Origin of the sequence: Pseudomonas sp. LF-5 (assembly GCF_037626295.1) — a bacterium.
GTDB classification, from domain to species: domain Bacteria; phylum Pseudomonadota; class Gammaproteobacteria; order Pseudomonadales; family Pseudomonadaceae; genus Aquipseudomonas; species Aquipseudomonas monsensis.
Genome location: NZ_JARKMT010000003.1, coordinates 225,894 through 241,222, shown reverse-complemented (window position 1 = coordinate 241,222; position 15,329 = coordinate 225,894). Strand labels below are relative to the sequence as shown.

Genomic DNA, 15,329 nt, shown 5'->3' with positions numbered 1-15,329 from the left:
TTAAAGCGACGAGTATTTCTTGCGCAGACGCTGACGAATCAGTTCTGCCAGGGTGTTCATGACGAAGGTGAACAACAGCAGCACCAGCGCCGAGAGGAACAGCACGCGGTAGTGGCTGCCGCCGACTTCCGACTCCGGCATTTCCACCGCGACGTTGGCGGCCAGGGTGCGCAGGCCTTCGAACAGGTTCATTTCCATGACCGGGGTGTTACCGGTGGCCATCAGCACGATCATGGTTTCACCGACCGCACGGCCCATGCCGATCATCAGCGCCGAGAAGATGCCCGGGCTGGCGGTGAGGATCACCACGCGGGTCATGGTCTGCCACGGCGTAGCACCGAGGGCCAGGGAGCCCAGGGTCAGGCCACGCGGTACGCTGAACACGGCGTCTTCGGCGATCGAATAAATGTTCGGGATCACCGCGAAGCCCATGGCCAGACCGACCACCAGAGCGTTGCGCTGGTCGTAGGTGATGCCCAGGTCGTGGGAGATCCACATGCGCATGTCACCGCCGAAGAACCAGTTCTCCATGAACGGACTCATGTACAGCGACAGCCAGCCCACGAACAGGATCACCGGAATCAGCAGTGCACTTTCCCAGCCATCCGGCACCTTGAGGCGGATCGACTCAGGCAGGCGACTGAAGGTGAAACCGGCAACCAGAATACCGATCGGCAACAGCATCAGCAGGCTGAAGATGCCCGGCAGATGCCCTTCCACATACGGTGCGAGGAACAGACCGGCGAAGAAACCGAGGATTACCGTCGGCATCGCTTCCATCAGTTCGATCACCGGCTTGACCTTGCGGCGCATGCCCGGGGCCATGAAGTAGGCGGTGTAGATCGCTGCGGCAACGGCCAGCGGTGCCGCCAGCAGCATCGCGTAGAACGCCGCTTTCAGGGTGCCGAAGGTCAGTGGCGAAAGGCTCAGTTTCGGTTCGAAGTCGGTGTTGGCCGCCGTCGATTGCCAGACGTATTTAGGCTCGTCGTAGTTCTCGTACCAGACCTTGCTCCACAGCGCGCTCCACGACACTTCCGGGTGCGGGTTGTCGAGCAGCAGCGGTTGCAGTTTGCCGCCGGCTTCGACGATCACCCGGTTGGCGCGCGGCGACAGACCGAACAGGCCCTGCCCTTCGGTCACGGGCTCGACCAGCAGCGTGCGGTGCGCGGTGCTGTGGAACACGCCAAGCTTGCCGGATGCATCAAGGGCAACGAAGCCTTTGCGGCGCTCTTCGGCAGTGATTTCAACGATCGGCGCAGTGCCCATCTGGAACGTGCGGATCTGCTTCAGGCGCAACTCGCCATCGGTGTCACGGGCCATGAACCACTGGGCCAGGCCACCCTTGGAGTCACCGATGATCAGCGAGATACCGCCCACCAGCTGGGTGCTCGCAGTAACTTCGGCGTCAGCGTTTTCCAGCAGTTTGTAGCGACCGTTGAGGCTCTTGTCGCGCAGGCTGAACACGTCGGCCTGGGCACGCCCGTTGACCACGTACAGCCATTGCTGGCGCGGGTCGACGAAGATGTTTTTCACCGGCTCGGTCATCTGCGGCAGATCGATACGCTTCTGCTCGCTGGTGACTTCACCGGTCATCATGTTTTCTTCGCTGGTCAGCGACAGCACATTGAGTTGCGAACCGGTCGAGCCGACCAGCATCAGCGTCGAATCGGTGGCATTGAGGCTCACGTGCTCCAGCGCCCCGCCGTTTTCGTTCACCGCGATCGGCGTGTTGCCGTACGGGTATTCGATGGCCGGGGAGATGGTTTTCTTGCCATCGGGGTAGCTGACTTTATAGGTGTGACGGAACACCAGCGCCTGACCGTTGGACAGGCCCACAGCCACCAGCGGATGACCTGGCTGATCTTCGCCGATGGAGGTTACGGTAGCGCCTGCCGGCAGCGGCAGATCGACGCGCTTCAATTCAGCGCCACTGTCGATATCGAAAAACAGCGCCTGGCCCTTGTCGGAAACGCGCATCGCCACCTGATTCTGCTCCTCGAGCGAAATCATCAGCGGCTTGCCGGCGTCCTGCATCCAGGCCGGGGTAATAGCATCTTTCGCGGTCAGGCTGGCACCCTGAAACAACGGGGCAACCACATAGGCGAGGAAGAAGAAAATCAGGGTGATGGCGGCCAGTACGGCAAGACCGCCGATCAGGACATACCAGCGGGTGAAGCGATCCTTGAGCGCGCGAATACGGCGCTTGCGTTGCAACTCAGGCGTATTGAAATCAATGCGCTTGGGGGGATTAGTAGTCATGTGGGAATTGGCCAGATCATTCATGCGCACACCCTAGCGATCCTGTATGACAGAAAGATGACAATGCAGTGACGCACCAAATCCACCGCCAACGTAGCTGGCAGAGGATCGAAAATTTGAGAGGTGTATAAAAGGCCGGTCTGCGGGCAGATCCGGCCTTTCACCTGAGTCCGAAGGGGTTCACCTCGGACTCAATTTGTTACTTCTTGGCGACAGCGCCGCCTTCCTGCAGACCCAGGTCAGCCAGGGCTTTGGCAGCAACCTTGGCTGGCAGTGGGATGTAGCCGTCTTTCACTACAACTTCCTGACCCTGTTTCGACAGAATCAGTTTCACGAACTCGGCTTCCAGCGGGGCCAGAGGCTTGTTCGGGGCCTTGTTGACGTAAACGTAGAGGAAGCGCGACAGCGGGTACTTGCCGTTCAGGGCGTTTTCTTCGGTGTCTTCGATGAAGTCAGTGCTGCCCTTCTTCGACAGCGCAACGGTTTTCACGCTGGCAGTCTTGTAACCGATGCCCGAGTAACCGACGCCGTTCAGCGAGGAGCTGATCGACTGCACGACCGACGCCGAACCTGGTTGTTCGTTGACGTTCGGCTTGTAGTCGCCTTTGCACAGGGCTTCTTCTTTGAAGTAGCCGTAGGTGCCGGATACCGAGTTACGACCGAACAGCTGCACCGGCTTGTTGGCCAGGTCGCCGGTCACGCCCAGGTCGCCCCAGGTTTTAACGTCGGCTTTGGCGCCGCACAGACGAGTGGACGAGAAGATCGCGTCAACCTGTTCCATGGTCAGGTGCTGGATCGGGTTGTCCTTGTGCACGAATACCGCCAGGGCGTCCACAGCCACCGGGATAGCGGTTGGCTTGTAGCCGTACTTCTGCTCGAAGGCCGCCAGTTCGGTGTCCTTCATCTTGCGGCTCATCGGGCCCAGGTTGGAGGTGCCTTCGGTCAGCGCAGGTGGCGCAGTGGCGGAGCCAGCGGCCTGAATCTGGATGTTGACGTTCGGGTATTCTTTTTTGTAGTTCTCAGCCCACAGGGTCATGAGGTTGGCCAGAGTGTCGGAACCAACGCTGGACAAGTTGCCCGAAACACCGGTGACCTTGGTGTAAGCCGGAATTGCCGGGTCAACGCCAGCGGCTACCGCGTGGGCAGTCGCAACGCCAGCAGCGACAAAAGTCATTGCCGCCATCAAACGCTTCAGTTTCATGCCTTACTCCTAGCAGATAGGGGGTGTTAATTCGGGGCCAAGTATTAGCAGGCCGTGTGAACACTCTATGGCTGAAATATGACAATTGGATGAAAGGCCAGCATCCGGGTTCTACTGAATGATTCGAGTGGTCCCAATCGCGAGCAGGCTCGCTCCTGCAATTGAAATACATTCCAACCGTAGGAGTGAGCCTGCTCGCGATGGCGTCAGAACAGCCGCTGCAGAATCGGAATCAGCGGCCCTTCTTCCAGAGCCACGCCCCGACCAGAATCCCCATCGTGCAAAGGACGGCCACATAGTAGGCCGGCCCCATCGCGCTTTCTTTAAGCAACAGGCTGACCACCATCGGCGTCAGACCACCGAAGATCGCGTACGCCACGTTGTACGAGAACGACAACCCGCTGAAGCGCACCACCGGCGGGAACGCCTTGACCATCACGTACGGCACCGCACCGATGGTGCCGACCAGCAGACCGGTCAGGGCATACAGCGGGAACAGCCAGTTCGGGTGATCGGCGAGGCTGTGATAGAAGGTCCAGGAGCTGATCAGCAAGCCCAGACTGCCGAAGACAAACACCCGGCCAGCGCCAAAACGGTCCGCCAGGGCACCGGAGATGATGCAGCCAACGCTCAGGAACACGATCGCCAGGCTGTTCGATTGCAGGGCCACCGTAGGCGAGAAGTGATAGACCGTCTGCAGCACGGTCGGCGTCATCAGGATCACCACGACGATGCCGGCCGAGAGCAACCAGGTCAGCAGCATCGAGATCGCGATCGCCCCGCGATGGTCACGCAGTACGGCACGCAGCGGCACTTCTTCAGCCAGCGCCTTGCGCAGTTGCAGTTCGGCGAACACTGGCGTCTCGTGCAGCCAGCGGCGCAGATACACCGAGAACAGGCCGAACACACCGCCAAGCAGGAATGGGATCCGCCAGGCGTAGTCCGCGACTTCCACCGGCGTATAAAGGCTGTTGATCGCCGTGGCGACCAGCGAACCGAGCAAAATACCGGCCGTCAGGCCGCTGGTGAGCGTGCCACAGGCATAGCCGATGTGCTTTTGCGGCACGTGTTCGGAAACGAAGACCCAAGCCCCCGGCACTTCCCCGCCAATCGCCGCGCCCTGAATCACCCGCATCAACAGAAGAAGGATCGGTGCCCACAGGCCGATCTGCGCGTAAGTCGGCAGCAGCCCCATGATCAGAGTCGGCACGGCCATCATGAAAATGCTCAGGGTGAACATTTTCTTGCGGCCCAGCAGGTCGCCGAAGTGCGCCATGACGATGCCGCCCAGCGGACGGGCCAGGTAGCCGGCGGCGAAAATGCCGAAGGTCTGCATCAGGCGCAGCCACTCGGGCATGTCGGCCGGGAAGAACAATTTGCCGACCACGGTGGCAAAGAAGACGAAGATGATGAAATCGTAGAACTCCAGCGCACCGCCCAGGGCCGATAGCGACAAAGTCTTGTAGTCATTGCGGGTCAACGGTCGTGCGGGTTGCTCGGGCTGCGCGAGGCTCGAAGGCGCTGTGGTCATGGCAAGGGCTTCTCTTATAGTCGGATCTGCCGCCACAACAACGCTGGCTGTGGCTTGGGCAGGTTCGGCACCATAGCAAATTGTTCGAAAAAGCACATAGAGGCGCGTATTTGACGGTCAAAATGAGAACCGGATGGTCGTCGCGGAGTCTACCGACCGATATACTCGCAACCTTGCTCCGGTTTGTAGGGGGTTGCTGTGCGAAAACGTCGTTGGTCGCCTTGGTGCGTGGATCCAGCCGCTTTCGCAGAGTTTCCCTTTAGGCGCCTATGGAAAACGTGACGAACGCAGTATGTTCGGTGCTGAATCGTTTTTCCTGAAGACGGCTACCACCAGCAATACCAACGAAGAGTCACGGGTCAGAGGCACCCCCGGCATGATAGAGCTCGAACAAGAAGATCCGATCCCGCAAGGCGACCTGGCCCTGCAAATCACCGCACTTCCCCGCGAAACCAATGGCTTTGGCGATATTTTCGGCGGCTGGCTGGTGGCGCAGATGGATTTGGCCGGCACGGCAATGGCCAGCCGTGTCGCGGGCGGCCGCGTAGCGACAGTTGCCATTGATCGCATGGCGTTCCTCGTGCCCGTGGCCGTCGGCGCACAGCTGTCCTTTTATACCCAGACCCTGGAAATCGGCCGCAGCTCGATCCAGATGATGGTCGAGGTGTGGAGCGACGATCCGCTGTCCAGCGAGTGGCGTAAAGTCACTGAAGCGGTGTTCGTCTTCGTCGCCATCGACGGCAGCGGCCGCACCCGTTCGGTACCGCCACGCGCACGTTAAACCTCGCGACCGTTTTGCGGTCGATAGTCGTCCCAAGTGTCTGATCGAGAGCTGTCCCATGAACACGCCCAACGTTGAAGCCGTGAAACTGGATGAACTGAACTGCTGGCGCATCCGCCACGGTCAGGCCGAAGTGCTGGTGGCCCAGCAAGGCGCGCACATCCTCAGTTATCAGATCGACGGCCAGCCGCCGATCATCTGGCTCAACGACAAGGCTGTGTTCAAGACTGGCAAGAGCATCCGCGCCGGCGTGCCGGTGTGCTGGCCGTGGTTCGGCAAGTTCGAACGCAACCCGCAGAGCGTGCAGGCCATGTACACCTGTGAGCAACCGGCACCCGCGCACGGTCTGGTGCGGGCGATGGATTGGGCGTTGGGCGGCATCGAATCGGAGGCCGACGGCGTCAAGGTCGAGTTCAAGCTGCCCGACACCGAAGGTGGCCTGCCGGGCTGGCCGCATGAGGTCGACCTGACCCTGACCCTGCATTTGTCCGAGCAACTGACCTTCAGCCTGACCAGCCACAACCGTGGCAGTGACACCGTCAGCCTGAGTCAGGCGCTGCACACCTATTTCGCCGTCAGTGACGTGCGCAATGTGCACGTCGATGGCGTGGATGGCTTGAATTATATCGAGACGCTGGATGACTGGAAGACCCTCAGCCAGCAAGGCGATCTGCATTTTGCCGGTGAGACCGACCGCATCTACCTCGACGCTCCGCCGCAACTGAGCATCGTCGACCCGGCCTGGGAACGGCGCATTGTGCTGACCGCTACAGGTTCGCGCACGGCGGTGATCTGGAACCCGTGGATCGACCGCGCAGCGGCGTTGGCGGACATGGACAACGATGGCTGGCAGCGCATGCTGTGCATCGAGACGGCGAATGTGATGGATGACATCGTGAGCCTGGCGCCGGGCGCGAGCCACACCATGGGCGTCAGTGTCGGCAGCCAACCGCTTTAAGCTACACCCGATAAAACTGTGGGAGCGAGCTTGCTCGCGAAAGCGTCGTATCAGTCAACTTCAATGTGACTGAGAGGTAGCATTCGCGAGCAAGCTCGCTCCCACAATTGTTTTGTATAGGTGCTACAGATCAGATTCCTGCACCACCCGCACCTTGTCCGCTTCCAGCGCATACGCCGCATCGGCCAGATCATTGCTGACCTTCTCGATCTTCAGCGTGCCGGTCACCCACAGCGGCGTGTAGATGTCATCGAGCTTCAAGCCTTTTGGATAACGCACCAGCACCAGTTGATTCGGCGGCGGTGGCGGCACGTGGATGCACGCGCCCGGATACGGCACGAGGAAGAACAGCGTGCTGCGGCCCTTGGCGTCGGATTCCAGCGGCACCGGGTAACCGCCAATGCGGATGTGCTTGTCGTTCATCGACGCCACGGTCTTGGTCGAATACATCACCGCCGGCAGGCCCTTGGCCTGTTTCATCCCGCCCTTCTCGGTGAAGGTGCCGGTGGCTTCCGGGGAGTTGTGGTCGATTTCGGGCATGGCCTCGAGGGCCTTTTGGTCCGACTTGGGCATCAGTTCCAGCCAGTCGGTTTCCGGCAGTTCGCCGGCGTGGGCCAAACCACTGCCCAGAATAAGGAGAGTCAACAGAAGACGGCGCATGAAGGTGCTCGGTCAAGAAAGGAAGGTACATTGAATCGCCGAGCATTCTAGCCCTCCCCGCCGCGCTGGCGGAGAGGACTTTGTCGCTTTGGATCAGTTCTTTCTGATCAGACCGTAGATCACCAGCAACACGATCGCGCCGACCAGCGCGCCGATGAAACCTGCGCCTTGACCGGCCTGATAGATGCCCAGAGCCTGGCCGCCATAAGTGGCTGCCAGCGAACCGCCGATACCGAGCAGGATGGTCATGATCCAGCCCATGCTGTCATCGCCCGGTTTCAGGAAGCGTGCCAGCAGGCCGACGATCAAGCCGATAAAGATGGTTCCGATAATTCCCATGGCATTTCCCTCTGAATAGTAGATATGCGAAGCCTAGTCAGACTTTGGCATCCTGCCATCAGAGAACGGCGGCCCCTGAATGGTTCCGCCGCTGCCAGATGAAACTGTCGTTACTCGGCGATCAGCGCTTCGACCTTGACGATCTGCGCCTGCAGCGTGGCCATGTCGGCGCAGCGCAGGTTGGCGTGACCGACCTTGCGCCCGGCCTTGAAGGCTTTGCCGTAGTGATGCAGATGGCAATCTTCGATGGCGATGACTTTCTCCACCGGCGGCACCACGCCGATGAAGTTGAGCATCGCGCTCTCACCGACCTTGGCCGTCGAACCCAGCGGCAGGCCGGCCACGGCGCGCAGGTGGTTTTCGAACTGGCTGCACTCGGCGCCTTCGGTGGTCCAGTGCCCGGAGTTGTGCACGCGCGGGGCGATTTCGTTGGCCTTGAGGCCACCGTCGACTTCAAAGAACTCGAACGCCATCACGCCCACATAGTCGAGCTGCTTGAGGACGCGGCTGGAGTAGTCTTCGGCCAGGGCCTGCAACGGGTGATCGGTACTGGCCACCGACAGCTTGAGGATGCCGCTGTCGTGGGTGTTGTGCACCAGCGGATAGAACTTCGTTTCGCCATCGCGGGCACGCACGGCGATCAGCGAGACTTCACCGGTGAACGGCACGAAGCCTTCCAGCAGGCAGGCAACGCTGCCCAGCTCGGCAAAGGTACCGACCACGTCTTGCGGCGTGCGCAGGACTTTCTGACCCTTGCCGTCGTAACCCAGGGTGCGGGTTTTCAGCACGGCCGGCAGACCGATGGAAGCCACGGCGGCCTCCAGGTCGGCTTGCGATTGAATGTCGGCGAAGGCCGGGGTCGGGATCCCCAGGTCCTTGAACATGCTCTTCTCGAACCAGCGGTCGCGAGCGATGCGCAGGGCTTCGGCGCTCGGGTACACCGGGACGAACTGCGAGAGGAACGCCACGGTTTCCGCCGGGACGCTTTCGAACTCGAAAGTCACCAGATCGACTTCGTCGGCCAGTTGCCGCAGATGATCCTGATCGCCGTAATCGGCCCGCAGGTGTTCGCCCAATGCAGCCGCACAGGCGTCCGGCGCAGGGTCGAGGAAAGCGAAGTTCATGCCCAGCGGAGTGCCCGCCAGCGCCAACATGCGACCCAACTGGCCGCCACCGATTACACCGATCTTCATCTCAACAACCTCAGGCAATACGTGGGTCTGGATTGTCCAGGACGCTGTCTGTCTGCTCGGCACGGAAGGTTTTCAGTACCGCGTGGAACTGTGGATGCTTGGCACCGAGGATGCTCGCCGAGAGCAGCGCGGCGTTGATCGCGCCAGCCTTGCCGATGGCCAGGGTGGCGACCGGAATGCCCGCGGGCATCTGTACGATCGACAGCAGCGAATCGACGCCCGAGAGCATGGCCGATTGCACGGGTACGCCCAGCACCGGCAGGTGGGTCTTGGCCGCACACATGCCTGGCAGGTGGGCTGCGCCCCCGGCACCGGCGATGATCACCTCAATGCCGCGGCCTTCGGCCTCTTCGGCGTACTGGAACAGCAGATCCGGGGTGCGGTGGGCAGAAACCACCTTGACCTCGTACGGGATGCCGAGCTTTTCCAGCATATCGGCGGTGTGGCTAAGGGTGGACCAATCGGACTTGGAGCCCATGATCACGCCAACCAGTGCACTCATCGTCGCGCCTCTTCTCTCTGGGCGCCCGCAGGCGCGTCAAAAACAACAAGCCACGCAGATTGCGTGGCTTGATTGTACGAAAAATGGCCGGACGTACCGGCCGAAGGCCGCGCAGTATACCGCAAAGAAAGCAATAAACAGCCCCCTTCGCGACCATCTGTCATCTACCGCAAAAGCCCGGTTTTATTGACCTGAAGGTCAGCCGACAAACACCACAAATCCCTTGTGGGAGCGGGTGGGTTCAAGAGTTTTGGGCAGCGCCGCCTTCAAGCTTGCGCCACAGCAGGCGCACGTTGGCTTTGCGCACCAGCGCGCAGCGGTATAAGCGGATCTCCAGCGGCACATGCCATTGCGGGCCGCCGCAGACCACCAGTTCGCCGCGAGCCAGTTCGGCGCGCACACTCAGTTGCGGCACCCAGGCGATACCCAGCCCCTCTAGCGCCATACTTTTCAGGCTGTCGGCCATGGCCGTTTCGTAGATCGTGGTGAAACGCAGCTGACGCTGACGCAGCAAGCCGTTCACCGACCGCCCGAGAAATGCCCCGGCGCTGTAAGCCAGCAACGGTACGCTGGCGTCGCCTTCCAGATCGAACAGCGGCTTGCCCTCGGCATCCGCCGCACACACCGGCAGCATCTCGGTCTGGCCCAGGTGCAGCGACGGGAAAATCTCCGGGTCCATCTGCATCGCCGCGTCCGGGTCGTAGAATGCCAGCATCAAATCGCAGCCACCTTCGCGCAGCGCATGCACCGCGTCGCCGACGTTGGTCGCAACCAGCCGTGTGGCGATGTTCAAACCTTCGTTGCGCAGTTGCGCGATCCAGCGCGGGAAGAAGCCCAGCGCCAGCGAGTGCGCGGCCGCGACTTGCATCACTTCGCCCTGCCCGCCTTCCAGATGATGCAAGTGGCGCAGCACTTCACCGAGTTGCTCGACCACAGTGCGCGCGGTCACCAGAAACAACTGCCCCGCCGCCGTCAGTTCGACCGGCGTGCGCGAGCGATTGACCAGCGTCAGCCCCAATGCAGCTTCAAGGCTACGGATCCGCCGACTAAATGCCGGTTGCGTCACGAAGCGCCGTTCGGCCGCCTGCGAGAAGCTGCGGGTGGCGGCCAGAGCACTGAAGTCTTCGAGCCATTTGCTTTCCAGATTCATCACGTCCTCCCGGACACGCACCAAAACGGGTCACACGTCTGCCGCGCACGCGGCGTCACACGGGCATTATGCCGAATGTGCATAGGGCAGTGCTGAACAGCATTGGCCCAAAAATTCCCACAAGCCTAGCATTCGCAGCGTTCCGGCACAGACCGGGTCCATATCGAGATGATTTCTATCATGTCCTCCGCTGCATCTTTCCGCACAGAAAACGACCTGCTTGGCGCCCTCGAAGTACCGGCTCAAGCGTATTACGGCATCCAGACCCTGCGAGCGGTGAACAACTTCCGTCTCTCCGGCGTTCCGATTTCGCATTACCCGAAACTGGTTGTCGGTCTGGCGATGGTCAAACAGGCCGCCGCTGACGCCAACCGCGAGTTGGGTCACCTGAGCGAAGCCAAGCACGCTGCCATCAGCGAAGCCTGTGCCCGATTGATCCGCGGTGATTTCCACGAAGAGTTCGTGGTCGACATGATTCAAGGTGGCGCCGGTACCTCCACCAACATGAACGCCAACGAAGTGATCGCCAACATTGCGCTCGAAGCAATGGGTCACCAGAAAGGCGAGTACCAGTACCTGCACCCGAACGACGACGTCAACATGGCGCAGTCGACCAACGACGCTTACCCGACCGCAATCCGTCTGGGCCTGCTGCTGGGTCACGACACCCTGCTGGCCAGCCTCGACAGCCTGATCCAGGCGTTCGCGGCCAAGGGCAAAGAGTTCGATCACGTCCTGAAAATGGGCCGTACCCAGCTGCAAGACGCCGTGCCGATGACCCTCGGCCAGGAATTCCGTGCCTTCGCCACCACCATGGGTGAAGACCTGGCCCGTCTGAAGACGCTGGCCCCGGAACTGCTGACTGAAGTGAACCTGGGTGGCACTGCCATCGGTACCGGCATCAACGCCGACCCGCGTTATCAAGCGCTGGCGGTACAGCGTCTGGCACTGATCAGCGGTCAACCGGTAGTGCCGGCGGCCGACCTGATCGAAGCGACTTCCGACATGGGCGCCTTCGTGCTGTTCTCCGGCATGCTCAAGCGCACTGCGGTCAAGCTGTCGAAGATCTGCAACGACCTGCGCCTGCTGTCCAGCGGCCCGCGCACCGGCATCAACGAAATCAACCTGCCAGCGCGTCAGCCAGGCAGCTCGATCATGCCCGGCAAGGTCAACCCGGTGATTCCGGAAGCCGTTAACCAGGTGGCCTTCCAGGTCATCGGTAACGATCTGGCGCTGACCATGGCAGCCGAAGGCGGCCAACTGCAGCTGAACGTGATGGAGCCTTTGATCGCTTTCAAGATCTTCGACTCGATCCGCCTGCTGCAACGCGCCATGGACATGCTGCGCGAGCACTGCATCGTCGGCATCACCGCCAACGAAGCCCGCTGCCGCGAACTGGTCGAACACTCGATCGGTCTGGTCACCGCGCTGAACCCGTACATCGGCTACAAAAACGCCACCCGCATCGCCCGTATCGCCCTTGAAAGCGGCCGCGGCGTGCTGGAACTGGTGCGCGAAGAAGGTCTGCTCGACGAAGCCAGTCTCGCCGACATCCTGCGCCCGGAAAACATGATTGCTCCGCGTCTGGTTCCGCTCAAAGCCTGAGCCGACGCGTTACGTGTAGCACCGCTCACCAGGTCGAGGGACTAGACACCTCTCACCTTTTGAGGGCTTGGGGATTTGTCTCCAAGCCCTTTTTTTTAACTGTTGGAAAGGACAAATGTCTTCTGTAGGAGTGAGCCTGCTCGCGATGAACGATTACGCGGTGAGCCTGCAAAACCGCAGCGTCTGCATCGCGAGCAGGCTCACGCCTACAAAAGCCCGGCGCCGGTAACGCCGGGTGTTTCAAAGCTTCGTTTCGTCGCTTGCACCACAACCGTGCAGACGGGCGCCGCACTGATCGGTATAGTGCCGCCCCTCTTCGCGTGAGCGGTCGTCGGTAACGAGGCCATAACCCATGCGAAACCCGAACTAATAACAAACCCGCGAAATAGCTCCGGGACGAAACCATCGCCTCTCCTGTCGTGCCGCGTGCACACCGGCGTAACACGATGTTTCCGACCGTCCAGCATTTGCTCACACAAAAAACAGCGAGGAAAAATCCATGCTCGAAGTCATTAACGACTTCCTCTCAGGGAAAGTACTGATCGTGCTCATTGTCGGGCTCGGTAGTTACTTCACGATTCGCTCGCGTTTCGTTCAACTGCGGCACTTCTTCCACATGTTCGCGGTGTTCCGCGACAGCCTGAAAAGCAGCGGCGGGCAACTCAGCTCGTTCCAGGCCCTGATGCTCAGCCTTGCCGGCCGTGTCGGTGCAGGCAACATCGCCGGTGTCGGCATCGCCGTGACCCTCGGCGGTCCGGGTGCGGTGTTCTGGATGTGGGTGACCGCACTGGTCGGCATGTCCAGCAGCTTCTTCGAATGCACCCTGGCTCAGGTGTACAAGCGCGCCGATGGCGACGGCCTGTACCGCGGCGGCCCGGCCTACTACATCCAGCATGGCCTCAAGCTGAAAGGCATGGCGGTAGTGTTCTCGATCCTGCTACTGGTCACCTACGGCTTCGCCTTCATTGGCCTGCAGTCCTACACCGTGACCCACTCGCTGCAGAACGCCTTTGCCTTCGACCCACGCCAAACCGGTATCGTCCTGGCGGTGCTGCTGGCCATCACCTTCATCGGCGGCATCAAGCGTATCGCCGCAGTGTCTGACCTGCTGGTACCGGTCAAGACCCTGGCCTACATCGGCGTGACCCTGTACGTGATCGGCACCCAGATCGAACACGTACCAGCCATGCTGGAAACCATCTTCAAGAGCGCCTTCGGTCTCGACCCGGCCTTCGGCGGCCTGCTGGGCAGCGCCATCGTCATGGGCGTGAAGCGTGGCGTGTTCGCCAACGAAGCGGGCCTGGGCAGTGCGCCGAACGTCGCCGCAGTGGCCTCCGTCAAGCACCCGGGCGCTCAGGGCGTGGTTCAGGCCTTCAGCGTGTTCCTCGACACTTTCGTGATCTGCACCTGCACCGCGCTGCTGATCCTGTTGTCGGGCTTCTACACCCCGGGCTTCGAAGGCGACGGCATCGTCCTGACCCAGAACTCGCTGGCCGCCGTGGTCGGTGACTGGGGCCGCATCTTCGTCAGCGTCGCGCTGTCGCTGTTCGTCTTCACCTGCATCCTCTACAACTACTACCTGGGCGAGAACAGCCTGCAGTTCCTTACCCGCAACCGCGCCGCACTGATGATTTTCCGCGGTCTGGTCCTGGCGCTGGTGGTATGGGGTTCGATGCAGGACCTGTCGACCGTGTTCGCCTTCGCCGACATCACCATGACCTGCCTGGCCTTCGTCAACCTGATGGCCCTGGCCATGCTGTTCAAGGTCGGCATGCGCGTGATGCGCGACTACGACGAGCAGCGCCGCGCCGGCGTCAAGCAGCCCGTGTTCGACTCCAGCAAATTTGCCGATCTGGACCTGGACCTCAAAGCCTGGCCGACCGACGCGCCAGCCGCCGGCAAGACCGACGTCGAGCCGCAAGGCGTGCCTGCAGCGCAACGCTGACAGGTGAATGACGGGCGCATCCCCTGCGCCCGTCAGTTATTGTGATGCAATAACTTGTAGGCGCGAGCCTGCTCGCGATAGCGGTTGATCAGTCAACATTAATGTTGAATGGGATGCCCCCTTCGCGAGCCGGCTCGCTCCCACAAGGACCTCATCCTTTCGGAGAATCCCCATGAATTCGTCGACCTACCCCGCCGCTCAACACGTCATGGTGCTCTACACCGGTGGCACCATCGGCATGCAGGCCAGTGCCAACGGCCTAGCTCCGGCGTCCGGTTTCGAAGCCCGCATGCGCGACTACCTGCACAGCCAACCCGAGCTGGTGGTGCCGCAGTGGCGCTTCCGGGAAATGTCGCCGCTGATCGACAGCGCCAACATGACCCCGGCCTATTGGCAGCAACTGCGTGAAGCGGTGGTCGATGCCGTGGACGTGCAAGGCTGCGACAGCGTGCTGATCCTGCACGGCACCGACACCCTGGCCTACAGCGCCGCCGCGATGAGTTTCCAGTTGCTCGGCCTCCACGCACGCGTGTGCTTCACCGGCTCCATGCTGCCGGCGGGCGTCACTGACAGCGACGCCTGGGAAAACCTCAGTGGTGCGCTGGTCGCCCTCGGCCAGGGCCTGGCGCCAGGCGTGCACCTGTACTTCCACGGCGAACTGCTGGCCCCGACCCGCTGCGCGAAAGTACGCAGCTTCGGCCGGCATCCGTTCAAGCGCCTGGAGCGTCAGGGTGGCGGCGTGAAAGCTACGGCGATCCCCGCAGCGCTGAACTACAACCAGCCCAGACAATTGGCGAATGTCGCGGTGCTGCCGCTGTTCCCCGGCATCAGCGCCGGGATTGTCGACGGCCTGCTCGACGGCGGCATCCAGGGCCTGGTGCTGGAGTGCTACGGCAGCGGCACCGGTCCGAGCGACAACGCCGAGTTCCTCGCCAGCCTCGGCCGTGCGCGGGATAACGGTGTGGTGGTGGTCGCGGTCACGCAGTGCCATGAAGGCGGCGTCGAGCTGGACGTTTACGAGGCCGGCAGCCGCTTGCGTGGCGTGGGCGTGTTGTCCGGTGGCGGCATGACCCGCGAGGCGGCGTTCGGCAAGTTGCAGGCGCTGCTCGGTGCCGGTCTGGAAACGGCTGAAGTGCGGCGTCTGATCGAACTCGACCTGTGTGGCGAACTGATCTGACACAACGCAATACCCTGTAGGAGTAAGC

At 61.4% G+C, this 15,329-nt stretch carries 13 protein-coding genes; 5 read left to right on the top strand and 8 right to left on the bottom strand.

The features are described 5' to 3' along the window. The 3 genes from PseuLF5_RS13115 to PseuLF5_RS13105 form a co-directional block, all read right to left on the bottom strand. Entirely contained in the window at positions 1 to 2,034 is a 2,034-nt protein-coding gene (locus PseuLF5_RS13115) for an ABC transporter permease subunit (RefSeq protein ID WP_322375272.1), read from the bottom strand. Positions 2,035 to 2,458: 424 nt separating this feature from the next. Then, the gene (locus tag PseuLF5_RS13110) at positions 2,459 to 3,460 is read right to left on the bottom strand and encodes a phosphate ABC transporter substrate-binding protein PstS (protein WP_222834029.1); all 1,002 of its coding nucleotides are present in this window, start codon (positions 3,458 to 3,460) and stop codon (positions 2,459 to 2,461) included. A gap of 232 nt (positions 3,461 to 3,692) precedes the next feature. Then, on the bottom strand, positions 3,693 to 4,991 hold the full coding sequence (locus PseuLF5_RS13105; protein ID WP_123469955.1) for an MFS transporter: 1,299 nt from the start codon (positions 4,989 to 4,991) through the stop codon (positions 3,693 to 3,695). Positions 4,992 to 5,367: 376 nt separating this feature from the next. On the opposite strand from PseuLF5_RS13105, the gene PseuLF5_RS13100 reads away from it, so the two are divergent. Both PseuLF5_RS13100 and PseuLF5_RS13095 read left to right on the top strand, forming a co-directional pair. Further along, positions 5,368 to 5,772 carry an acyl-CoA thioesterase gene (locus PseuLF5_RS13100; RefSeq protein WP_003229628.1) on the top strand — a complete coding sequence of 135 codons (405 nt, stop codon included), beginning with the start codon at positions 5,368 to 5,370 and terminating at the stop codon, positions 5,770 to 5,772. Positions 5,773 to 5,830: 58 nt separating this feature from the next. Continuing rightward, a complete protein-coding gene (locus tag PseuLF5_RS13095; protein WP_340133714.1) occupies positions 5,831 to 6,730 on the top strand; it encodes a D-hexose-6-phosphate mutarotase in 900 nt (299 codons plus the stop codon). A gap of 123 nt (positions 6,731 to 6,853) precedes the next feature. Here PseuLF5_RS13095 and PseuLF5_RS13090 read toward each other — a convergent pair whose 3' ends face one another. The 5 genes from PseuLF5_RS13090 to PseuLF5_RS13070 form a co-directional block, all read right to left on the bottom strand. Continuing rightward, positions 6,854 to 7,390, bottom strand: coding sequence for a DUF3299 domain-containing protein (locus PseuLF5_RS13090; protein WP_186743876.1), 537 nt, complete (start codon positions 7,388 to 7,390; stop codon positions 6,854 to 6,856). Between the two features lie 93 nt (positions 7,391 to 7,483). Next, positions 7,484 to 7,729, bottom strand: a complete 246-nt coding sequence (locus tag PseuLF5_RS13085; protein ID WP_123469959.1) for a GlsB/YeaQ/YmgE family stress response membrane protein — start codon at positions 7,727 to 7,729, stop codon at positions 7,484 to 7,486. A 110-nt stretch (positions 7,730 to 7,839) separates the two neighbouring features. Continuing rightward, on the bottom strand, positions 7,840 to 8,922 hold the full coding sequence (locus tag PseuLF5_RS13080) for a 5-(carboxyamino)imidazole ribonucleotide synthase (protein WP_123469961.1): 1,083 nt from the start codon (positions 8,920 to 8,922) through the stop codon (positions 7,840 to 7,842). A gap of 10 nt (positions 8,923 to 8,932) precedes the next feature. Beyond that, positions 8,933 to 9,424, bottom strand: a complete 492-nt coding sequence (gene purE / locus PseuLF5_RS13075; protein ID WP_007954291.1) for a 5-(carboxyamino)imidazole ribonucleotide mutase — start codon at positions 9,422 to 9,424, stop codon at positions 8,933 to 8,935. A 241-nt stretch (positions 9,425 to 9,665) separates the two neighbouring features. Continuing rightward, positions 9,666 to 10,574: a LysR substrate-binding domain-containing protein gene (locus PseuLF5_RS13070; protein WP_123469962.1), complete on the bottom strand. Its 909-nt coding sequence runs from the start codon at positions 10,572 to 10,574 to the stop codon at positions 9,666 to 9,668. 180 nt (positions 10,575 to 10,754) lie between these two features. On the opposite strand from PseuLF5_RS13070, the gene aspA reads away from it, so the two are divergent. From aspA to PseuLF5_RS13055, 3 genes are all read left to right on the top strand, one after another. Further along, positions 10,755 to 12,179 (top strand): aspartate ammonia-lyase, encoded by a 1,425-nt coding sequence (gene aspA, locus PseuLF5_RS13065; protein WP_123454738.1) that lies wholly within the window; start codon positions 10,755 to 10,757, stop codon positions 12,177 to 12,179. 499 nt (positions 12,180 to 12,678) lie between these two features. Continuing rightward, on the top strand, positions 12,679 to 14,124 hold the full coding sequence (locus PseuLF5_RS13060) for an alanine/glycine:cation symporter family protein (protein ID WP_128613616.1): 1,446 nt from the start codon (positions 12,679 to 12,681) through the stop codon (positions 14,122 to 14,124). Between the two features lie 172 nt (positions 14,125 to 14,296). Further along, positions 14,297 to 15,301: an asparaginase gene (locus PseuLF5_RS13055; protein WP_123469965.1), complete on the top strand. Its 1,005-nt coding sequence runs from the start codon at positions 14,297 to 14,299 to the stop codon at positions 15,299 to 15,301. Positions 15,302 to 15,329: the final 28 nt, after the last annotated feature.